The organism is Fodinibius sp. GM21 (genome assembly GCF_058386955.1).
Genome location: NZ_JBYEIQ010000004.1, coordinates 282194 through 303140, shown reverse-complemented (window position 1 = coordinate 303140; position 20947 = coordinate 282194). Strand labels below are relative to the sequence as shown.

The window sequence follows — 20947 nt, the reverse complement described above, 5'->3', positions numbered from 1 at the left end:
AAATGAGGGCTTATAAGCGGCAAGATATCAATTAAAAGTAGACGGGCATCACTTTCAATTTCTGACTATAATGAACGTAATTGCGGAATGTTTGAGTAAAAAATTAAGAGCAAATAAAAAAAGCCCTGAACCTTTCGATTCAGGACTTGAACCTAATTTGTTATCAGCTACAGATTCTTATAGAACCATACCCAAAGGATTTTCGAGCATACGCTTCAGCGTATTTAAGAATTTAGCTGCTGATACACCATCCACAATACGGTGATCACTGGACAGGGTGACTTTCATTCGCTTGCCGGGAACCACTCCCCCATCTTCGACGACAGGTTCTTCGCGAATAGCTCCCACAGCAAGTATGCAAGCATTAGGTGGATTGATGATTGCCGTAAACTCTTCAATTCCGAACATGCCTAGGTTACTGACGGTAAAGGTGCTACCTTCCATCTCTTCGGGCTGCAGATCACGATTCTGTGCTTTCTCAATAAGTGCCTTACTTTCGGCAGCTATCTGCTGTAACCCTTTCTGGTCGGTATTTTCAATGACCGGGGTTACAAGTCCCTCGTCAATACCCACCGCCACGGCAACATTTACATTGCCATGCTCTATAATTTTGTCTCCCTGCCACGAACTATTGATATCGGGATGCTGACGCAGTGCTGTTGCAACCGCCTTCACTACAATATCATTAAAGCTGATTTTAGTATCACTAATTTCGTTGAGTTGCTTTCGAGCATCCCAAACCGCACTCATGTCAATATCAATGGTCTCATAATAATGCGGACTGCTGAACTTGCTTTCGGACAGTCGGCGGGCAATGGTCTTACGCATCTGTGATACACGGTGCTCTTTGTCCTCACGCGATACCGTAGCTGCAGGTGCTGCAGCAGGAGCTTTGGTAGGTTCGTAACTTTCGATATCTCGTTTAATAATTCTTCCATGCGGACCACTACCCTCTACATTGGCAAGTTTAATACCTTGTTCCTCAGCCATCTTGCGAGCCAGCGGAGAAGCTTTTATTCGTCCGTCATCCGGCTGACCATTTCCCTTCTTATCGAGATCACCGAATACAGGATCAAAGCTTTCCTCCTCTTCATCACTCTTTTTGTCAGCTTCTTCCTTTTCTTGATCTGAAGATTCCTCGGAACCGCTACCAGATTCAGCTTCTTGCAAAATATCACTAATATCTTCGCCTTCTTCACCAATAACGGCAATTAATCCACCGAGTGGAACGGCATCCCCTTCATCAACAAGAATTTTAAGAATGGTCCCGGCATCAAAAACCTCGACCTCCATCGTTGCCTTATCGGTTTCCACCTCGGCAATAACATCGCCGGATTCTACTGTATCTCCTTCTTCAACATTCCATGCAGCGATAACGCCTTCTTCCATCGTATCGCTTAGCTTGGGCATTTCAACCTTAACTGCCATAGTAGTTAGATTTAAATCGTTAACTGGTTGTAATTTTATTCAACAAAACAAATTCGAAAGTCACTGTCATCCTATAATAAGTTCAGAATGACATATGGTAATTATTTACGATACGTAACGGTGTTAATTGCATCAATTACCTGATCCGGACTCGGCAACCACTCGTCAAACAGATTCTTCGCAAAGGGTGCGTTCGTATCCGGCAGCGTAACACGCTGTACTGGCGCATCCAGATAATCAAAAGCCTCTCGCTGAATCAAATATCCCACTTCGGCCGCCAACCCGCCAAACGGATGAGCCTCATCAACAATCACACATCGGTTGGTTTTTCGGATCGATTTTACGATCGTTTCCATGTCCAACGGTTTAACCGTACGGGGATCAACAATTTCTACATCCACATCTTTTTTAGCCATTTTTTCGGCCGCCTGGGTTGCAACATGATACATTTTTCCGTGTGCAACCACCGTTACATCACTTCCTTCGCGTTTCACCTTGGCCTTTCCGATTGGGATTGTAAAATCATCCTCTTCGGGCACTTCGCCTTTCAAGCCATACATCTGCTCCGATTCCATAAATAAAACCGGGTTATCATCTCTGATCGCTGACTTTAACAAACCTTTGGCGTCGGCCGGTTCTGAGGTATAGATTACTTTAAGTCCCGGAAAGTGTGCATACATGGAATCATACGAAACCGAGTGCGTTGCACTCAATTGACCCGCGGAGGCGTTGGGTCCGCGAAATACAATCGGTATCTCAACTTGCCCGCCGGTCATATATCGCGCTTTGGAAGCGTGATTAATAATCTGATCTGCAGCAAGCACAGCAAAGTTAAAGGTCATAAATTCGACTATGGGACGAAGGCCGTTCATGGCCGCTCCCACTCCTATGCCGGCAAAACCTAGCTCCGAAATTGGAGTATCGATCATTCGCTTAGATCCGTATTTATCCAGCAGACCTTCAGTTACCTTATAGGCTCCATCATATTCGGCGACTTCTTCGCCCATTACAAAAATATTTTCATCCTGGGACATCTCTTCATCAATTGCTGCCCGGATTGCTTCTCTGAATTGTAACTCAGCCATTTCTATGTACTTATTTCAAAAATTGTCAATTAACAGTTAATCTGTTCTATACCTTACGTATGGAAAGGATAGTCATCTTCGGCAAACATGTGATCGTAAAGCGCTTCTTTTTCGGGGAAATCACTTTCCTCAGCAAAATCAATCGCTTCCATCACCGTTTCCTCTACACCTTCTTTAATTTCATCCACCTTGTCTTCATCAATGATATCTTCATCCAACAAGTAGTTTTTAATACGTGCCACCGGATCAAGCTTTTCATATTCCTCGAGCTCTTCCTTGGTTCGATACTTCATAGGATCTGACATGGAGTGTCCGCGATACCTATAGGTACGAATCTCAACAAACCAAGGCTCTGAATTCTCACGGACGTCCTCAGCAATTTCTTTCATCTTTTCATACACCGTAAACACATCCATGCCGTTAATTACCATTTTCTTCATATCATAACCGTCGGCACGATCCACAATCTCACCAACTGAGTGTCGGTGCACGGCTGTTCCCATTGCATAACCGTTATTTTCTACGGCATAAATACAAGGCAATCCCCAATTCTGGCTCATATTCAACGTTTCGTGCAATGCGCCCTGCGGCACAGCTCCATCGCCTAAGAAACAAGCAGTAATACGTCCGTTTTGCTTGTATTTATTGGCAAAGGCAATTCCACCGCCAAGGGGAATATGTCCGCCTACAATTCCGTATCCCCCCCAGAAATGTTCATCAACGTTAGCAAAGTGCATCGATCCACCCTTGCCTTTAGAGCAGCCCGTCACCTTACCATAGAGCTCAGCCATTCCTTCCTTGGGAGAAACTCCCCGAACCAAACCCCAGCCGTGGTCGCGATAAGCTGTAATGATATCATCGTCATCATTCAGGGCATACGTCGTTCCGGTAGAAATAGCCTCCTGTCCCATGTATAGGTGCAGGAATCCACCAAACTTCCCTTTTTGATACATCTGCATTGCGCGCTCTTCAAACCGGCGCTGCAAATACATCTGCTCAAACATATCTACAACATCATCATCAGATAAGTCGAGATCAGTATGTTTCTTCTCTGTAGGATCGGGCAATTCCGTACTTCGAACAATCTCTCCGTTGGTACGGATACCGGTTCCTTTTGGGGTAAACGAAACTTCTTCTGCGTTTTTTTCTTTTTTAGCCATAATAACTTTAACAGCAGGTTAGCTGTTACAACGTTTCAATTGAAAATTTAACTCAAATCAGGGTCTGAAAATATACCTAAAATTATGGAAGATTACAGGTAATCCGTTAATCTAAATGTTTACTTATAATTGATGGAAGCTGATCAAATAATTCTTTGAGCTTTTCCGGCTTTCGTCCGCCCGCTGTAGCCAGGTTCGGCTGGCCTCCGCCTCCGCCCCCGAGCATCTGGCCAAGTTCGCCAACCAAAGCACCGGCCTTTAACTCCTTTTCATTAATGAGATCCTCAGTTACGGCCGCCATCACATATACTTTCTCTTCTTCAGAATCTTTGGCACCGAGCACCGTAACCGTTCCCTCTTTTTGTTTGTCAAGCGACTCATAACCCAGCTGCTTCAACAAATCCATATCAGCATGAGGTATTTCACCCGACACTAACTTGATACCGCTTTTCAGCTCCTGCGCATCCCGGATCAGTCCATCCAGCTTAGATGCACTTTGCTGCTTGCGCAGTTCTTCAACTTCTTTCTCAAGCTCTTTTCGTTCTTCGATAAGCTGATGAATATCACGAACCAAGTCTTGGCTCTGACCAATCTCTGAACGGATTTGCTGCACCAATTCATTTTCCTGGCGTAAATACTCATCCGCGCTTTTACCCACCTTCGCTTCAATACGCCGTATTCCGGCCGCAGCTGAAGATTCACCTGTAAAACGGAAGTAGCCAATTTCGCCGGTAGCCCCTACATGGGTACCGCCGCAAAGTTCCATAGAATACTCCGGATCGAAAGAAATTACGCGGACTTTATCACCATATTTTTCACCGAACAACATCGTAGCTCCGCGTTTCTTGGCTTCTTCAATTGGTATATTACGCTCTTCCTGTTTGGGGATGTTTTGCTGGATGCGATCGTTGACGATTCCCTCAATCTGGTTCAACTCATTATTTGTAATCTGATCATAATGCGAGAAGTCAAATCGCAGGTGTTCTTCATCAACCAACGATCCTTTTTGTGCTATATGATCGCCCAGCACCTGTTTCAGTGCAGCGTGCACTAAGTGTGTAGCTGAGTGGTGTTTTCTGATTTCTTTGCGTCGGTCGCCATTTACCATAGCCTCCCATTCCCCCTCGGGGTCTTCGGGCAATTTATCAACGATATGAATATAGCCGTCCGGGGATTGTTGAACATCCAACACACGTAAATGTTCATCACCATTGCTGATGATTCCGGTATCGGCCACCTGACCACCACTTTCTGCATAAAAGGGCGTTTTTTTCAAAATAAGAGCATTTTGGTCACCACCTTTGCGCATCGCTTTGATAGTGCTCCAAGTAGATAGAGAATCGTAACCTACAAATTCAAAATCCTCGGTGTCAGTAACGGTGATCCATTCTTTTTGGGATGACTGATCTACGTTAAACTTACCGGCAGCACGAGCGCGCTCTTTCTGCTCTTTCATGCGCTTGTTAAACCCTTCAACATCAACATCCAAATCCCGTTCGCGGGCCATCAGCTGTGTCAAATCAATTGGAAATCCGTACGTGTCATGCAGTTTAAAAGCATCTTCTCCGGATATTTTATCTTTCCCCTCAGCCATCTCATTAAACAATTCGATACCTTGTCCCAGCGTATTCAAAAAACTTTTTTCCTCAGACTGGATTACATTCTGCACATAATCCTGCTGGTTAATAAGTATGGGAAATACATCCTTAAACTGTTCGGCCAGCGTGGGTACCAGTTTGTAGAAAAACGGCTTTTTTAGTTCCAGCTTGTCCCATCCGTACCGAATGGCCCGCCGGAGGATTCGCCTAATGACATAACCACGGCCGTCATTGCCAGGTGATGCTCCGTCAGCAATAGAAAAGCTTACCGCACGAATGTGGTCCGCGATAACGCGCATGGCAATATCGATCTCATCGTCATCGCCATAGGTAACATCAGCAAGCTCACCGATTTTATTAAGCAGCGGTGCAAAAAGGTCGGTATCGTAGTTCGATTTTTTATCCTGAAGCACTGCACAAATACGTTCAAAGCCCATACCCGTATCCACGTGCTGAGCCGGAAGCTTTTCGAGCGAGCCGTCGGGCTGACGATTAAACTGAATAAATACGAGATTCCAAATCTCCATCACCCGCGGATCATCCATATTCACGAGGTCGGCCCCGTCTAATTCTTTGCGCTCCTCATCAGGGCGAATATCCACATGGACTTCAGAGCATGGGCCACAAGGACCGGTTTCACCCATCTCCCAGAAATTGTCCTTTTTATCGAATTTCAGAATGTGATCGGGTTTGATAGAGGTTTCTTCTTTCCAAAGCTCAATTGACTCTTGGTCAACCGGGAGTCCATCATCTTCATCGCCTTCAAAAACGGTAGCATACAAACGATCAGGTTCAAGCCCCCATTCCTCCACAAGCAATTCCCACGCCCAGCGGATAGCTTCACGCTTAAAATAGTCGCCGAACGACCAGTTGCCGAGCATTTCAAAAAGCGTATGGTGATAGGTATCATGACCTACTTCTTCAAGGTCATTATGCTTTCCGCTTACACGAATACAACGCTGACTATCAACGGCTCGCTGCCAGGTTTCTCCATCTTTTTCGTACCCGGACTGCTCGTCGAGAAAGATCGGTTTAAACTGATTCATCCCGGCATTTGTAAACAGCAAAGTGGGATCATTCTGGGGCACAACCGGTGCACTGGATACAATCAAATGATTTTTTTCCTTAAAAAAATCCAGGAATTCCTGGCGTATTTGTGCAGAACTCTTGTGGGACATCAGTTTTGTTTATCTTAATTTCAGATTATTCAGACCGTTGAAAATAGCAAAAATTAGTGTTGAACTCATCTTAAATACGGTTGAAATAAGAGTTCTTTTGCACACCACTATTTGCGATTATAGATTATGTTCGTGCATCATCCCAATCAACAAAATATTTGCCGCTATGCGTCCCATTATTAATAACTTTTTGCGTGGATTATTACTCGTATTTCCCATCGGAGCTACCATATATGTTATTTATTCGGCCATCAGGTGGTCAAATAATTTTTTCAATGACCTGCTTTTTGAATGGCTCAACATTGATGTTCCCGGACTGGGTATCATCACCGTTTTCTTTGGGATTTCTGCTATCGGTTACATTTTTTCGCGAGCTATTACTCGTCCTATTGTGACCTACTTCGAACGGTTCTTAAAAAAGGTGCCTTTCATCAAAATTATTTATTCTTCCCTAAAGGAGTTAACCGAAGCATTTGTGGGTGACAAAAAACGATTCAACAAACCGGTTCTTATTGATTTGGGTGGCATGGAGGCAAAACGAATTGGTTTTGTTACCCAAAAAGATCTCACACAACTTGGCATCGACGATATGGTTGCCGTCTACTGTCCCCACTCCTACAACTTTTCGGGCAACTTATTCTTGGTTCCCACTCAGAACGTCACACCCATTGAATTCAATTCTTCTGATGTGATGAAGTATATCGTTTCAGGAGGTGTGACGAATATTACGAATTAGGTATAAGAACCAAGGTAATAAAAACCTGCAAAGATAGATTTCAAGCTTTGTATCACTTAATAGACTTCCACAAATGTTCGAGCAGAGGGCTTAACGTATCTTTTAAGATCTCTTTCATCCCACTCTTCAGGTGTTTTACCGGATGCCGGCTCACGAACATCGAGGTACTGGGAAAACCCTTTTTTAGCTAATGCACGATAAATACCACTTTCCATGCCTTTGAGGCCGCAAATATACATCAGCGTATTCTCCTGTTCCATAAGGGGATCGAGTAGCTCAGCCTCATCCCACAAACAGGTTTGTACATATTTTTTGGTGCCGTCGGGGCGACGATCTTCCCGGGAAATATGTGGCAGATAATGAAAATTGTCGTGCTCTTCATCCAAAGGCTCAAAATAGTCCGAATAAAGCAAATCTGTACGATACGCACAGCCAAATATAAGTACGATTTCATTTTCAAAACCATTATCAAGCAGTTCTTTAATCATGCCCCGATAGGGCGCAATACCGGTGCCCGTAGCAAAAAAGACGTAATTAAAATCAGTTGCATTTTGGGGAAGCAAAAAACGGCGCCCGCTGGGACCAGTCATTTTAACCTTGTCTCCGGGTTGCAAATCTGCCAGGTAATTGGAACATACTCCCAAATACAGCTCATTATTGTCAAACTCTTCAATCGTTCGCTTAACAGTAGTCGAAATAAGGTGAGATTTACCATCTTCCCCTTTTGTGGGCGAAGCAACCGAATATAGGCGCAATTTATAATCGCGTCCTTTTTCATTTTTTCCGGGCGGTAAAATGCCGATAGATTGTCCCACGCGAACGTGTCCTTCCAAGTCGGTTCCTGAAATATCAAAAGTTACATGACGTACAAAATTGGGACTGCTTTCTTTGGTGCAAATCCTGTTTTCGACAATGGGAACCTCGACAGGATTTTTGGGAGTATAGATATTTAATTCCACTTCTGGGAGTTTAATCTCCGGCATAACTGTAATTTGAGAGCGTTATTTAGATCTGATTTAAACGGCTATGAACTTGTAAATGTTAAGTCAAAATTACAAGTGAATTTTGCACTAATTCAATGCCTCAAACACAAAAAGCCCGCGGGTAATGCGGGCCTCAAAAGGCATTTAACCTCGTAAATAAGATATCAATCTGAACAGTCAACGGGGTTATCATCGCTGGATTCAACCATACAGCGATATCCCTATTCTCCTCAAGATGCTACACTAAAGGATTTACTTAACGCAGATTGAGTGATAGGCTTGGAAAGAAAATCGATATAATTAGTATTATTCATTTTCTGTTGATGTGCCAAGTCTGAATTCCCGGAAATGTAAATAACTGGAATGGACGTTTTTTCTTGAATTCTGGTCATTGCCTCAATACCATCAATTTCTCCTTTCAGACGAATATCCATTAAAATAAGATCGGGGCTATGTTCTAATGCTTTATTTATAGCATCTTCCCCAGTTGATACTTTGTCAATAACCTGATGCCCCATATTGGTAACCATTCGTTCAATCAACATGGCGATAATCATCTCATCCTCAACAATTAATACTTTCTTTGTCTCCATAGAAGCCGTTGTTATGCAAATATTTATTGTAAACTATGCCTTTTGTTAAGAAGAGCATTGAGTTACACATTTGTTACAAATCAGACCATTAATAATGGCATTAGTTCCATTAATTTTTTTTAATAATATATTCGAACAAGGATTAGGGGTACCCCCTTGGGATATGTGTATAAACAACAGAAGTTGAACACACCTAAACCACAAAGAGGAATTATCATGCAATTACTTAACAGGTTATCCCTAATTATTTTGATACCAGCATTATTATTTGCTGTAAGCTGTAGTGTTTCTGACTCCAATTCAGGCGGCGAAAAACAGGTTGCAGTAAAAATGAAGCTAAACACGAATTCATCTACTGCTGCAAAGCAACTCTCATCATCCCCTACTACCCAATCACTAGATTCGCTGACAAAAATCAAACTGTTGGTTGATGAGCTCGAGCTGGAAAGCTCCATGGATGAAGATTCCCTCGATTTTGAGGTGAATGATTTTGTTGTGGACTTACCGCTCGACGGCAGTGAAATCGAACTTTCTACAGCGAATGTACCGGCCGGTGTCTATGATGAGTTTGAAATGGAAATTGAACACGACGATGACACAAATGTAAATGATTCGGATTTTATTAATGAATCCGGCGATGACGATGGCTATTCTATCGTAATTAAGGGCGTTTACAATGGTGAAGACTTCATGTATCGCTCCGATGAAGATTTTGAAATCGAATTGGAATTCAATCCTCCATTTGAAATTAATGACAGCTCTTCTCCCTCTATCGCAATTAATATAGATCCAAGCGGATGGTTTAAAGATTCCTCAGGCAATGATCTGGATCCCACAGATCCTGCCAACTATGAGCAAATAGATGAGAATATTAAAAACTCATTTGATGTAGAAGAAGAAGATGATGATGATGATGATGGTGGTGATGAAGACGATGATGATGACGATGGCGACAGTGATGACGATAGTGATGACGATAGTGATGATGACGATGATTAGTCAATGAAATCGACTAACTTGATGCAACTCTAATAATTCTAAAGGGCAAGCCTTATACAGGTTTGCCCTTTTTTATGATCTTATTATTAACAACAAACTTTTTGCCAAAAGAAAGCTTAAGAGTTCGTACTTTTTAAGGAACACTTCGTTTTAACTTTTAGCTCATGATTGATCCCGCAAGTATACAACTTGTTCTATTTGCATTAGCCACTGCTCCTACCAAAGTGGAAGATGAAAATAAAATTGCCTCACAAATAAAAGCGGGCGATCATAATGCATTCAAAAATTTTTATGACCTTCACTACGACTCCCTTTTTCGCTTTTTAGTAAGCAAAAATACTGCTCCTCAAGCTGCCAAAGATCTCATCCAAAAAGCATTTATTTATATCTGGGAGCATCGTAAACAGATTGATCCCCAAAAATCCTTGCGGGCATATATTTTTCAAATTGCTTATACGCGAATGCTTAATCACCATCGTGATAACAAGAAGTTTGATATCGAAGAGGCTGTTCCGGAACAACAAACTGCCCACACTCCCGAGGATGCTGCACGGGCCAATGAATTAAAACAATTAATTGGTCAAGCCATTCAAGAGATGCCCGAAAAGCGAGGCATGGTATTTCAGCTCTGTTTTATTGAAGATTTTACCTATAAAGAAGCAGCCGAGACATTAGAAGTAAGCCCAAAAACAATTGAAAACCATATGGGATTAGCACTAAAGGATATGCGCAAGTATCTTAAAAATTACCGTAACTATTAGGGGTAACCCCCAATCAGATGTGTATTATATATGAAAGGCCAACATACTCCTAACTCTATAAATCATTTTATGATGATTCTCTTACAAAAAAATATAATCTCAATTGCGGTTTTGGCCATTCTCGTTACAGCTACAAGCTGTACACTTAATGACGTGAACAGCACCAGTAATGAAACTATTACGGAGCAGGACTTGCAAGCAGCCGGTGAAATCTTAGGAGAATCCCTTTCCAGTGACAACAGCGGCGTGTTATTGAGCTTAAACGATGCATTAACAAACTTTTCAAGTACTAACTTCAATACTTCTCAAAATAAGACCGGTACCCCTACTACCCAGAATGATCGCAGTGGTCGTGGTGGCGAAACAGATTACAATTATACCTACAATCAGGAAACGGGCATTCATACGCTCTCCTTCCGCAGGCAAGTTGATCGTCCTCTTTTTAACAAAACTGTGATCGATACGCTTAATTATATTTTAAAAGATAGTAATGACAGATTTATTGAATCTCCCGATACTGAAGCAGAACGCATTGAGTACATAAGCTATAACGCTAATCGTGAAGGAGAAATCCTAACACCGCGCAAGAATTCCTTTTTTGTACGGACCGACACTTTTCTCATCGATGGTGTATCTAATGCAACGCCCGTCCTTTCCATTGATGGTGTTCATAATAGTAATGGGACCATGGAAATTGACAATCAAGTTGAGAATAAGGTCTTTGAACGCAGTTATGAACTGGAAATCAACTTTTTAAGTATTGAAATAGAAAACCCAAATAATGGTCCCATTGATCTTAGCAGAGGAGTAACCGGTACATTAAGCTGGGAAATGACCATCCAAAAAAGTTCGAGCGGGAACTCTGCTTCCAAAACCCTAAGCGGCACTGTTGAAATGAGTGGGGACGGCACGGCACTGCTCCGATTTAAAAACTTATTGAAACGGTTTCAAGTCAATCTTAACAACGGAGCTGTTAAAGATCAGGACGAAGAATTTGAAGGGCGGGTTCAATCGATTAACCTCAGTGATGACTCTATTACACTTCTAAACGGCCGAAATATCTATCTTACTGAAAACACTGAAATTGATTATGACGACTATACTTCTTTAGAACAAGTTCAACAGGCCATCAATAACAACACTTTTGTGTGGGCTGAGGGAGAGGGATATATGAATGACAACCGATTTTACGCCGAAGAAATCGAATTTGAACGAGATGATGATGGTGGTGAAAATGATTCAGAAGGAGAAATTGAGTTTAAAGAATGGGTTTCTTCCGTAGATCTTGAAAACCAAACGTTTACACTTGCTCAAAATGCAGTTGTAGCAGTGACCGAAAATACTATAATTGAGGATGATGGGGACTATTTAACGTTGCAGCAGGTTGCCGAGGCATTGGAAAATGGTATGCTTGTTGAAGCTGACGGAAGCGCTTTGGAAGAAACTGAAAATCCGAATATTGACTTCACTGCAATTACCGTTGAGTTTGAGCAGGAAGAACAAGAAAGTGATGATGACAATAGTGAGGAGGATTAAAACTAAGTTCTAATGACTGATCAACTACCACATAACGATCCTGACTTGCAAATTGCCCGTAAAGTTGGCAATCACCAGTTGGAGAAAAAATCGCTCTCAGATATTGATGATTTACTCATTGACCAACTGCTGATTTATAAAAAGCATAAGATAAATGAAATTTCCATTGATCCTGATGATAAACAGCAGGTATGGGATCGCATCGCCGCTGCAACAAAATTGCAGAAACAAAAAGCAAAGGTTACATCTATTTTAACTGCCCCATCCATTCGATGGGCCGCAGCGGCTCTACTCATTATTGGGGCAATATTCAGTTTCGTTTACCTAAATTACCTCAAACAACCGCACATAATTGCCGAGTCACAATCATCTATAAAAACAGTAACACTTAGTGATGGAAGTTCTGTTACCTTACGTCCGCACACTACGTTGCTTGAGGTTGCAAAATCCGCAAAATCACAGCAGTATCGGCTTAAGGGTGAGGCTATTTTTGATGTGACCTCTGATCCGGGCCGTACCTTTCAAGTCACAACAACATTGGGAAAAGTTACGGTTTTAGGCACCCGTTTTTCAGTAAGTTCATGGGGGCGGCAAATGCGGGTTTATTTGGATGAAGGATCAATAGAAGTGATCCCTGCTGAAGCACAAAATCCCGTTCAGCTTTCACCGGGACAATCTGCTTCTATCAGCAGCCCCCAACAAGTAATGATTAAACAAGACGTAAATCCAAAAGAATATTTCGATTGGCTTGACGGGGAACTTATATTCGAAAATATACCGTTAAAGGATATTATTGCGGAAATTGAGCAGCAGTTTAACATTACGATCACGTTACCAAAAACAATTGCAGAAGACTCAATTTCCGGCCAACTGCAACTGGAAGATCTTGAAATGGCTTTACAGGATCTTGAACTTGTGCTAAATGGAGAATTCTCAAAAACCGGAGAGCAAAGCTACACTTTTGAAGAAAATTAACGCATGACCAATTACAAGTTTTTGTTCAAGAGTTTCGTTATTTCGGGCTTATTAATTGTTGTATTTAATCAACACGTACAGGCTCAATATCAATATAATAATGAACCCGTACTTCAAGTCATCAACAGTATAGAACAACAAACAGCATTTGGGTTTCTCTACCGGGATGCCCTGCTCTCTAATATTAAATTGAGCTTTAAGGCCTCAGAAGAAAATCTGTTTTCAGAGTTTCGCAGGGCGCTGGCCCCACATCAACTGTCCCTTGATATTGATAGTACCCGTAAGCAGGCAATCATTTATCAAAACAAAACAGACCGTCCCAAAAACCGGGATATTACCATACGCGGACAGGTTGTGGATGCCCAAACCGGCGAACGTCTCCCTTTTGCGACCATCCGCTGGCAACAACAAGGTACCACAAAAGGAACAAGTGCTAATGAGAGCGGTGCCTTTTCATTCAACCGAACATTTAATCAGCGGGCTATTGACATTACCGGTTCTTATGTGGGATACAGTTCTAAAACCATCCATTTAAACTTGTCCGAAAAAAATGCGATCAGTGAACTCACGTTTCGTCTTCAACCCACACGCATTGATGGAAATGAACTCATTATCACAGGTACTAATTCTTATAATGATATCGGTCGTGAGATTACAGGTCTTGTAAATATGGGAGCCTTTAGCCCGATGGGAGAAACCAATGCCCTTCGAGCCCTGCAAAATCTCCCCTCTGTATCGTTGGCACCGGCTTTAAGTGATGGCTTACATATTCGCGGCAGTACCACCGATGGCTTCCAGGTATTAATTGATGACATCACTATTTATAATCAGAGCCATCTTTTTGGACTGGTTGACAGTTTTAATGCCGATATTTTGAAACGCAGTGGTTTTTTCTACGACATAGCACCCGCCCAATTTCAGGCTCCACCCGGCGGCACACTCTCGCTACTGACCAAAACGGGGTCACTGGATCGACTCTCAGGATCAGCAGGTCTCAGTAATACATCAGCTCGTATTTCACTTGAAGGGCCCATCCAAGAAGGTAAAAGCAGCTGGCTCATTTCAGGCCGCACATCATATATGAACACCATTGACTGGTTCAACAATACTGATCTCGTGGAATGGGGACTCAATATTGATCGAAACAGAGCCGTATTAGATAACGATCTAATTGATTTTGAATCCCGTTTGGTAACTCCACAGAAGGCTGATGCTTCATTTTTTGATTTGCACGCCAAAACGTATTTCGAAACACAAAATGGCAACCAGTTTATCATTAGTGGCTACCTGGGGGGCGACGATACACGACAGCAGTCCAATCGGCTTTATCGGTCTTTTTCGACTAATAATTCTGAGAACCTGGAAGAACGTCCTGTAACAACTGCAAATGATTGGCAAAATGTGGCAGCAAGCATTAAATATCAGCATTGGTTTGGCGATAATCTTTATTCCAATACTACTTTTGGCGCCAGCATTTATGAGACTTCATTTTCAAAAGATGATTTTACCTATATCGATATTACACAGACCCAAGGAGCGTTACAGGCTTTTGTTTTTCCATTTGAGAATCAAAGTATCTTAAATGAATTCAAAGCTGAGCAAAAGCTCCAACTGACAAATGAACACTGGACAGGAACAGGTGGCGTTTCTTATCACTATTACTTAGGAGAATATTTTGAAGATTCTTTTGAACGTCCCGGCTATTTTTCCTCTCAGTCATCACACCAGATTGATACCTACCTACAATTCGATTACAGCCGCATCGAAATGGTGGATATCTTTGGAGGTATGCGATTACATTACTACAGCAACGGTGATTTTCTTCAGTGGTCTCCACGTGTAAAAATCACTCTGTTCCCTGATTCTGATTTCACACTGTCCGGAGGATACAGCAAAAACCATCAATTCTTAAATAAAATTTCACTCAGCAACACGGTTACATCCGATATTTGGATTTTAGCCAATAATACTCAGCCCCCGACATCAGTCAATTATTTTTCTGGCGGTATCTATTACTCCCCCTCCAATCGGATTTATTTTCAGGCAGAGGCATACCATAAAAAGTTTGAAAATATACGTCTCCACGAAATCAACACCTATTCGTTAAGTAATTCCTTTAACAGCAATCCCTGGTACGTACAAAATAATGGCACCGGAAAAGGATTGGAGTTTCTGATGCGTAATCAGTTTAAGCATGTTACCATTAATCAAACATTTACCATTTCTGAAATTGTGTTATCCAATCCGGAAATTAATAACGGTGACCCTTTTTATGCTGACTGGGACCGGACCTACCGCTATACAGCATCCGCAGAAGTACATCCTGTAACAAATTTTACTTTATATCTTTCGTGGATGTATGCCAGCGGAACGCCCAACAAATTAGCTACTTTCGGCCCGCAAAACGAGGAACGACTGGGAAATTATTATCGCACCGATATTTCTGCTGAATACCGCAAATCCTTGGGAAGAGCCCAACTTACCTTTTCACTAAGCGTTTACAATCTCTTTGATAGGAACAATCCCTGGTACCGCGATCTTTCATTTATAATAGACCAAAGCTCCCCGCAAAACCAGTTCCGCAGTGTTCCGGTAGATGTTTATGATATAGGTATTCAACCATCGTTTAATATTGGAGTCAAATTTTAGGTTCTATTTTGGGTAAATTGATATATTCAACCTCAAAAAATACTAGAACCCATGAGTGCTCGAGAGACTACTTTCTATTCATCCAAACAGTGGAGCGACTGGTTTGATCAGCTGGCCAACAAAGATTTTGTATTTGTTGATGATTTTATCCCTGATCATCTTTACCAGCACCTACAAAGCTACTTTCAACAATTGCTTGACGAGAGTGAATTTTCCAAAGCCGCTATTGGCACTAATCAACAGCGACAGATTGAGTCTTCTGTTCGAGGTGACTTCATCTATTGGCTGGATAAACAGAAGGATTCAAAAATAAGTTTACTTTTTACACTTTTTGATGAGGTAGTAACAAAACTCAGAGAGTATCTATTCCTGAGTATATCTGACTACGAATTTCACTTTGCACTGTATCCTCCCCACACCAGATATGAGAAGCATATTGACCAATTCCAAGGGAGGAAAAACAGGGTACTCTCCATGCTCATCTACCTCAATGAAGACTGGCAGCCTGGTGAGGGCGGTGAACTTAAAATATATGGTCCGGGGACTGACACTACCCCATTAAACCACTTGCCAAACGAATGGTTATGTTCAAGAGTGATACCGTAGAACATGAAGTTTTGCTCACCCAAACATCGCGCAAAAGTATTACAGGCTGGCTATTACATCAGCCTGCCACGATAGGGAAATTTATTTAAAGAGGGTTAACAGACAAGTTCCAATACCAAATAATGATCGCAAGAATAGCCAACAGGGCCACCCAAATTCCAATGGCGATACGGGTAGCCTTTTTCGCTTTTTCCACCTCCCACCAGCTTCGGGGTTGAATACCCTGGACCAGGAAAGTGAGTATTCCCGCCAAGTTGATGCAAATAAGGTTTGTGGTTGTAAGAATTATAGAACCAATTGCTAAATTCAAATAACCCGAACCAAGCAGCAATCCCACGTTCACAAGCGGTGGCAGCAATGCTACTGCCACCATTACCCCTACAATAGCTGCAGGCACACCACGGGTAAAGGCTAAAACGCCGGCACTTCCCGCAGCCAGTGCAATAGTAATATCTCCCAGGTTTACATTGGTCTTGTTAATGAGCTCTTGCGAATCCAAATCAACCTGCATCACCAATCCCATTACAAATGCCAATGCAAGTGATGCAAATAATCCCGCCGCATTGGTTTTAAGTGACTGCCATCCCAAATCCATATCGCCAAGCGTTACCGATAACGCCATAGAAACATTAGGACCTAACAGCGGTGCAATAACCATAGCTCCAATGATAACTGCAACATCATCTCGGACAAGTCCAACTCCTGCTACAAGCGTTGATAGCAAGACCAGTCCGATAAACACAGTGTTCAGCTCGCCCCCGCTGGCAACATCAGAATAAAGTTCTTCGCGACTTATGCGCCCAATACTTTTTTCTTCAGATTCATCCTGCTCCTGTTCTTTCTTTTCTTCTTCCTCGTCCTTTTCATTCGGATGAGGCAAGGTCGCCTGCACCTCAAAAAGCATAATCCGAAATCCTTCGACATGAGAAAACTTGTCGGTTAACGTATCAGACAGTGCTTCGGTGCGATTGGCCTCCACCAATACCCGTAAAACTGAACACCCATCTTCCAAAGTATCGGACCATACCCCAAGCACTTCTTCCTCTTCTACAAAAGTGCGTGCTTTTTTAGCAGCTTCAGGCGGAGCAATAAGCTCCAATATGCGATAATTCATTCAGAAAAATTTTTGATGATTTCTTACAGGGTACAAAGGTTCTACCAAATAAAAAAGGCCGTTAGTGGTCAAAGGGATACGCCAAAAATATGAGCGCCTTAGATTATGCAATACGTATACAATATTGCATCAGAACTTCATCAAACAAACAACATCATGAATAAAGTATTTCTTATACCATTCGTCATTGTCACATTAGTATTAACAACCGGGTTTAGTAATACTGAATCAGCTGATAGTCGTAAATTGAATATTAAAAATACCCTCAGCGTAGAATACCCGAATAGCTTTTCAGATCGTTTTACAGCCAACAAGCAACCCATTAAGGCTCGAGATCTGGTTAGCTCACTCAGCAGAAATGGTACTCTCATATATGAAGGAGAACAACCTACTCAAGTTCAACTGGTATTTTATATTCTTGGTCCTGATAAGGAAAAAAGAGAACGAGTCGCCTCAAAGACATTTCAACTAAAACCGGGTAAGCAACGCATGGGATACTACGCCCCACAGCAACGGATTCTTTCCATACTTAACCGTATGTACCCTGACTCTGTTTTCTATCCCGATTCCGTTTTCTTCCCCGACTCAGTATTTTTCCCTGATTCCGTTTTTTATCCTGACTCTGTATTTCGGCCTCAAGAAGATGGACAATTAGGCATCGCTGTTGCAGCTGTTCCAACTGATGGACAAAAACTTGAAGAAACCAATATCAGTGCGGCTTCCTTTTTCTTTGAGATGGACTGATGATCTTCAACAAATAACACTATAGCCTCTGAGGTGCCGAACTTTTAATCAGGTTCGGCACTTCATTTTTACGCTTATCTTACCAACTCTTGGGGTATTCAATTCCAATAAAAATCCTCTTATTACAGACAGAAAGCAGTGAAAAGTTATTGTGAAGAGTAATTGAGTATCCTATTATTGAGGTAATTTTAGTACAACCTTATAACTATCATGACTACAGAACAAGAAATTAGAGCTACGATCGAAGCATTTTTTGATGCCATGAATAACCAAGACCTGAAAGCCATGCAAAAGCTTATCCCGAAAACAGATACAACGGTACACGTCGGTACGGATAAAGGAGAAATTTGGAAAGGCTGGGAGGTACTCAACAAAGCTACTAAAAAACAGTTTGAAGGTCTCGAATATTACAAGGCCAATATTCGCGATTTAACGGTCAATATCGCGGAATCCGGGAATATAGCTTGGTACTTTCACAAACTCGATGCTGAAATAAAATCCCGCGATACCATTACTCGATGGAAAGGGGCACGCTTTACGGGCGTTTTGCAAAAAAATGACGGCCAGTGGGTTATGATGCAAACGCACGTTTCAACCCCGTAGTCAACCTCAAAATGATGATTTAATTGAGAGTAAATTTCTCGAGATTATCTTTATAATTTCGGCTCATGCGAAGGGTTTTACCATCAGTTAAAGTCACTTTTGAATCCCCGGAAAACCATGGCTCAATTTCTTTGACTTCATTGATATTCACCATCCATGATCGGTGAATACGTACAAACTGCAGTGGATTTAACTTTGATTTCAAGTTCTTTAATGAACTTCTGATCATGTATGACTTTTCAGGTAAGTGTAGCTTTAAATAGTTCCCCGAGCATTCAATCCACCGTATTTCTGAAACATCGACAAAAATATTTTTGTCGGAGTTTTTAACTAATATGCGATTTAAATACGATTGTTCAACTTGCCCGTTTGTTTTTGATGCCTGTTTTTTATTCTCCATACTTTGTCCCCTTCTTTTATTGTCTGTTTCTGCTCACGTAATACGAATCTATTAAGCAACTGTTACTTTATTTTTGATGCAAATATAGTTTGTCGTCTTCACGTATATACTCAATTGACAAGTTCAGCGAGTCTGCAATTCGTTCTAATGCTCCCAATAGTGAGTGGTCGGCTGTCAATGTAAACCGATAATGTCGCAGCGAATCCTCCTCAAGTTCGATATCCACGTCATAATTACGTTCAAGATATCTGAGTGCTACAAATAATCGGTTATTAACAAATTTAATTTTAGGATCTTTTTTCTGAACGCTGCTATGTCGTACTAGTAACGGTTTATCAAAATTAACCTTTTCCGAACCATCTTCTTCCCGGACAGAATCTTTCGGTGCTTTAAATCGCAAGGTGCCCGATTCGTTTTCTACCAGATCAAGTGGCTCCAGCCGCTCATCCTTGGAGAAGAAACGTACTTTTCCTTCATCTACCTTTACAATTACTTCCGGCCGGCCCGGGTAGGCCTCAACTTCAAACTTGGTTCCCAGAACCCGGATAAATGAATAATCAGTCTGAACGACAAATGGACGATCAGAATTGTTTTTTACTTTAAAATAAGCCTTGCCTTCAAGGCTAACACTGCGGGTCTTTTTTTCAAATCCCTTTTCAATAATCAATTCGCTATCAGCATTTAGGCGTACCGAGGATCCATCGGCAAGTGTTACCGTTGTATCTGAATGGGCTGATGCCACTACCGTTTTTGGATACTTAGACTTGAGTTCTTGATTGATTTGCTGTTGCTGCTGTTGAAATTCAAAAAAGAATAACACTACAAACAGGGATAAGATTATAGCCGCTGCCATCCCCATCCATCGGTGTATGGCACTAGCTGACCGTTTCTTTTTAGATTGCGAGGGCTGATTAATGTCAGATTTGATACGTGCATATAAATCATTAGAAGGCACCTCAGGATATTCGATAACATCTTCAAAGGCTTCAGCAACTCGAATGTCACGATTAATTTCATTCTCCAGAAACTGCTGTCCTTCCTCGGTCTCGAGCCATGCTAACACCTTTTTAGCTTCAGCCTCGGTACATTGACCGTTGAGATATTTTTCGACTATTTCTTTATCCATGTAAATACTTCAATTACTACTTCTGTCTCCTCATCTATTACTTAGTACACCTGCCAGCGACAAAAGTATTATGGATTTTTAAAAAAATTGAGAAAGGTTACTCAAAAGAAAGTTCAGTATGCTCGGCAAGTTGTTTTTTGATAAATTTTGATGCTTGGTAATACTGTGATTTCACCGTGTTTACCGAGATATCAAGCTTTTGAGCGATCTTTTTATTTGATATACCTTCCTGCATTTTTAGCTCAAAGATCTCTTTTTTTCCTTCCGGCAGCTGCTCTAAAAAATGCTCAAATACCCTCTTATAATTTTTAAGCGTCAACGTTGCTAACGTTTTGTTCCGGGATACCGGCTTTAAATGAGAATACTGCTTATTCTTTTCTTCGTCTCTCTTTCGATTCCTAATCATATTCAACACATGATTCTTTGCCGTCGTAAACAAAAATCCTTTAAGTGATTGCCCTGCATCAAGTTTTTTTCGGTAATCCCAAAGCTTAACAAAAACATCATGAACGGCATCTTCGGCAAGGTGTTTGCTTTTTAAGTATTTGAAAGCAATTCCATAAACAGCTCTGTGATATTCCTCATACACTTTGCGAAATGCATGCTCGTCTCCCTCTTTTAAATTTTCAATAAGGTTACGATCGATACTCTGGTTCATAAAATTGGTCTAATC

Annotated in this window: 19 protein-coding genes; 9 read left to right on the top strand and 10 right to left on the bottom strand. The window is 41.7% G+C overall.

The window, feature by feature from the left end:
- Nucleotides 1–177: 177 nt before the first annotated feature.
- The 4 genes from ACT3IB_RS11630 to alaS all read right to left on the bottom strand — a co-directional run bounded on the left by ACT3IB_RS11630 (nucleotide 178) and on the right by alaS (nucleotide 6449).
- Nucleotides 178–1428 (bottom strand): pyruvate dehydrogenase complex dihydrolipoamide acetyltransferase, encoded by a 1251-nt coding sequence (locus ACT3IB_RS11630; protein WP_491539188.1) that lies wholly within the window; start codon nucleotides 1426–1428, stop codon nucleotides 178–180.
- A gap of 101 nt (nucleotides 1429–1529) precedes the next feature.
- Entirely contained in the window at nucleotides 1530–2513 is a 984-nt protein-coding gene (locus ACT3IB_RS11625) for a pyruvate dehydrogenase complex E1 component subunit beta (RefSeq protein WP_491539187.1), read from the bottom strand.
- 53 nt (nucleotides 2514–2566) lie between these two features.
- Nucleotides 2567–3673 carry a pyruvate dehydrogenase (acetyl-transferring) E1 component subunit alpha gene (pdhA, locus tag ACT3IB_RS11620; protein WP_491539186.1) on the bottom strand — a complete coding sequence of 369 codons (1107 nt, stop codon included), beginning with the start codon at nucleotides 3671–3673 and terminating at the stop codon, nucleotides 2567–2569.
- Nucleotides 3674–3779: 106 nt separating this feature from the next.
- Complete coding sequence (gene alaS / locus ACT3IB_RS11615; protein ID WP_491539185.1) at nucleotides 3780–6449, bottom strand: alanine--tRNA ligase; 2670 nt, start codon at nucleotides 6447–6449, stop codon at nucleotides 3780–3782.
- A gap of 166 nt (nucleotides 6450–6615) precedes the next feature.
- Between alaS and ACT3IB_RS11610 the strand changes: the two genes are divergently transcribed.
- Entirely contained in the window at nucleotides 6616–7185 is a 570-nt protein-coding gene (locus ACT3IB_RS11610) for a DUF502 domain-containing protein (RefSeq protein ID WP_491539184.1), read from the top strand.
- Between the two features lie 56 nt (nucleotides 7186–7241).
- Here ACT3IB_RS11610 and ACT3IB_RS11605 read toward each other — a convergent pair whose 3' ends face one another.
- Both ACT3IB_RS11605 and ACT3IB_RS11600 read right to left on the bottom strand, forming a co-directional pair.
- Entirely contained in the window at nucleotides 7242–8168 is a 927-nt protein-coding gene (locus tag ACT3IB_RS11605) for a ferredoxin reductase domain-containing protein (protein ID WP_491539183.1), read from the bottom strand.
- Nucleotides 8169–8398: 230 nt separating this feature from the next.
- A complete protein-coding gene (locus tag ACT3IB_RS11600; protein WP_491539182.1) occupies nucleotides 8399–8761 on the bottom strand; it encodes a response regulator in 363 nt (120 codons plus the stop codon).
- A gap of 216 nt (nucleotides 8762–8977) precedes the next feature.
- Here ACT3IB_RS11600 and ACT3IB_RS11595 point away from each other — a divergent pair, with 216 nt between their 5' ends.
- The 6 genes from ACT3IB_RS11595 to ACT3IB_RS11570 all read left to right on the top strand — a co-directional run bounded on the left by ACT3IB_RS11595 (nucleotide 8978) and on the right by ACT3IB_RS11570 (nucleotide 16287).
- Complete coding sequence (locus ACT3IB_RS11595) at nucleotides 8978–9760, top strand: hypothetical protein (RefSeq protein WP_491539181.1); 783 nt, start codon at nucleotides 8978–8980, stop codon at nucleotides 9758–9760.
- A 164-nt stretch (nucleotides 9761–9924) separates the two neighbouring features.
- Nucleotides 9925–10521 (top strand): RNA polymerase sigma factor, encoded by a 597-nt coding sequence (locus ACT3IB_RS11590; protein ID WP_491539180.1) that lies wholly within the window; start codon nucleotides 9925–9927, stop codon nucleotides 10519–10521.
- A 69-nt stretch (nucleotides 10522–10590) separates the two neighbouring features.
- Entirely contained in the window at nucleotides 10591–12057 is a 1467-nt protein-coding gene (locus tag ACT3IB_RS11585) for a DUF5666 domain-containing protein (protein WP_491539179.1), read from the top strand.
- 12 nt (nucleotides 12058–12069) lie between these two features.
- The gene (locus ACT3IB_RS11580; protein ID WP_491539178.1) at nucleotides 12070–13032 is read left to right on the top strand and encodes a FecR family protein; all 963 of its coding nucleotides are present in this window, start codon (nucleotides 12070–12072) and stop codon (nucleotides 13030–13032) included.
- 3 nt (nucleotides 13033–13035) lie between these two features.
- Nucleotides 13036–15681: a TonB-dependent receptor gene (locus tag ACT3IB_RS11575; protein ID WP_491539177.1), complete on the top strand. Its 2646-nt coding sequence runs from the start codon at nucleotides 13036–13038 to the stop codon at nucleotides 15679–15681.
- Between the two features lie 51 nt (nucleotides 15682–15732).
- Nucleotides 15733–16287: a 2OG-Fe(II) oxygenase gene (locus ACT3IB_RS11570; RefSeq protein ID WP_491539176.1), complete on the top strand. Its 555-nt coding sequence runs from the start codon at nucleotides 15733–15735 to the stop codon at nucleotides 16285–16287.
- Between the two features lie 85 nt (nucleotides 16288–16372).
- Here ACT3IB_RS11570 and ACT3IB_RS11565 read toward each other — a convergent pair whose 3' ends face one another.
- Nucleotides 16373–17401 carry a TIGR00341 family protein gene (locus ACT3IB_RS11565; RefSeq protein ID WP_491539175.1) on the bottom strand — a complete coding sequence of 343 codons (1029 nt, stop codon included), beginning with the start codon at nucleotides 17399–17401 and terminating at the stop codon, nucleotides 16373–16375.
- Between the two features lie 156 nt (nucleotides 17402–17557).
- Here ACT3IB_RS11565 and ACT3IB_RS11560 point away from each other — a divergent pair, with 156 nt between their 5' ends.
- Together ACT3IB_RS11560 and ACT3IB_RS11555 are read left to right on the top strand one after the other, a co-directional pair.
- Complete coding sequence (locus ACT3IB_RS11560) at nucleotides 17558–18145, top strand: hypothetical protein (protein ID WP_491539174.1); 588 nt, start codon at nucleotides 17558–17560, stop codon at nucleotides 18143–18145.
- Nucleotides 18146–18355: 210 nt separating this feature from the next.
- Complete coding sequence (locus ACT3IB_RS11555; protein ID WP_491539173.1) at nucleotides 18356–18748, top strand: nuclear transport factor 2 family protein; 393 nt, start codon at nucleotides 18356–18358, stop codon at nucleotides 18746–18748.
- Between the two features lie 19 nt (nucleotides 18749–18767).
- Here the strand turns inward: ACT3IB_RS11555 and ACT3IB_RS11550 are convergent, their stop codons facing one another.
- The 3 genes from ACT3IB_RS11550 to ACT3IB_RS11540 form a co-directional block, all read right to left on the bottom strand.
- Nucleotides 18768–19148, bottom strand: coding sequence for a LytR/AlgR family response regulator transcription factor (locus tag ACT3IB_RS11550; RefSeq protein WP_491539172.1), 381 nt, complete (start codon nucleotides 19146–19148; stop codon nucleotides 18768–18770).
- Nucleotides 19149–19215: 67 nt separating this feature from the next.
- Complete coding sequence (locus ACT3IB_RS11545; protein WP_491539171.1) at nucleotides 19216–20274, bottom strand: FecR domain-containing protein; 1059 nt, start codon at nucleotides 20272–20274, stop codon at nucleotides 19216–19218.
- A 97-nt stretch (nucleotides 20275–20371) separates the two neighbouring features.
- Entirely contained in the window at nucleotides 20372–20932 is a 561-nt protein-coding gene (locus tag ACT3IB_RS11540; protein ID WP_491539170.1) for an RNA polymerase sigma factor, read from the bottom strand.
- Nucleotides 20933–20947 lie beyond the last annotated feature (15 nt).

What these genes read in the sequence shown, in the direction of transcription:
- ACT3IB_RS11630 (WP_491539188.1), bottom strand. Translation starts at nt 1,428, where the DNA reads ATGGCAGTTAAGGTTGAAATGCCCAAGCTAAGCGATACGATGGAAGAA.
- ACT3IB_RS11625 (WP_491539187.1), bottom strand. Translation starts at nt 2,513, where the DNA reads ATGGCTGAGTTACAATTCAGAGAAGCAATCCGGGCAGCAATTGATGAA.
- pdhA (WP_491539186.1), bottom strand. Translation starts at nt 3,673, where the DNA reads ATGGCTAAAAAAGAAAAAAACGCAGAAGAAGTTTCGTTTACCCCAAAA.
- alaS (WP_491539185.1), bottom strand. Translation starts at nt 6,449, where the DNA reads ATGTCCCACAAGAGTTCTGCACAAATACGCCAGGAATTCCTGGATTTT.
- ACT3IB_RS11610 (WP_491539184.1), top strand. Translation starts at nt 6,616, where the DNA reads ATGCGTCCCATTATTAATAACTTTTTGCGTGGATTATTACTCGTATTT.
- ACT3IB_RS11605 (WP_491539183.1), bottom strand. Translation starts at nt 8,168, where the DNA reads ATGCCGGAGATTAAACTCCCAGAAGTGGAATTAAATATCTATACTCCC.
- ACT3IB_RS11600 (WP_491539182.1), bottom strand. Translation starts at nt 8,761, where the DNA reads ATGGAGACAAAGAAAGTATTAATTGTTGAGGATGAGATGATTATCGCC.
- ACT3IB_RS11595 (WP_491539181.1), top strand. Translation starts at nt 8,978, where the DNA reads ATGCAATTACTTAACAGGTTATCCCTAATTATTTTGATACCAGCATTA.
- ACT3IB_RS11590 (WP_491539180.1), top strand. Translation starts at nt 9,925, where the DNA reads ATGATTGATCCCGCAAGTATACAACTTGTTCTATTTGCATTAGCCACT.
- ACT3IB_RS11585 (WP_491539179.1), top strand. Translation starts at nt 10,591, where the DNA reads ATGATGATTCTCTTACAAAAAAATATAATCTCAATTGCGGTTTTGGCC.
- ACT3IB_RS11580 (WP_491539178.1), top strand. Translation starts at nt 12,070, where the DNA reads ATGACTGATCAACTACCACATAACGATCCTGACTTGCAAATTGCCCGT.
- ACT3IB_RS11575 (WP_491539177.1), top strand. Translation starts at nt 13,036, where the DNA reads ATGACCAATTACAAGTTTTTGTTCAAGAGTTTCGTTATTTCGGGCTTA.
- ACT3IB_RS11570 (WP_491539176.1), top strand. Translation starts at nt 15,733, where the DNA reads ATGAGTGCTCGAGAGACTACTTTCTATTCATCCAAACAGTGGAGCGAC.
- ACT3IB_RS11565 (WP_491539175.1), bottom strand. Translation starts at nt 17,401, where the DNA reads ATGAATTATCGCATATTGGAGCTTATTGCTCCGCCTGAAGCTGCTAAA.
- ACT3IB_RS11560 (WP_491539174.1), top strand. Translation starts at nt 17,558, where the DNA reads ATGAATAAAGTATTTCTTATACCATTCGTCATTGTCACATTAGTATTA.
- ACT3IB_RS11555 (WP_491539173.1), top strand. Translation starts at nt 18,356, where the DNA reads ATGACTACAGAACAAGAAATTAGAGCTACGATCGAAGCATTTTTTGAT.
- ACT3IB_RS11550 (WP_491539172.1), bottom strand. Translation starts at nt 19,148, where the DNA reads ATGGAGAATAAAAAACAGGCATCAAAAACAAACGGGCAAGTTGAACAA.
- ACT3IB_RS11545 (WP_491539171.1), bottom strand. Translation starts at nt 20,274, where the DNA reads ATGGATAAAGAAATAGTCGAAAAATATCTCAACGGTCAATGTACCGAG.
- ACT3IB_RS11540 (WP_491539170.1), bottom strand. Translation starts at nt 20,932, where the DNA reads ATGAACCAGAGTATCGATCGTAACCTTATTGAAAATTTAAAAGAGGGA.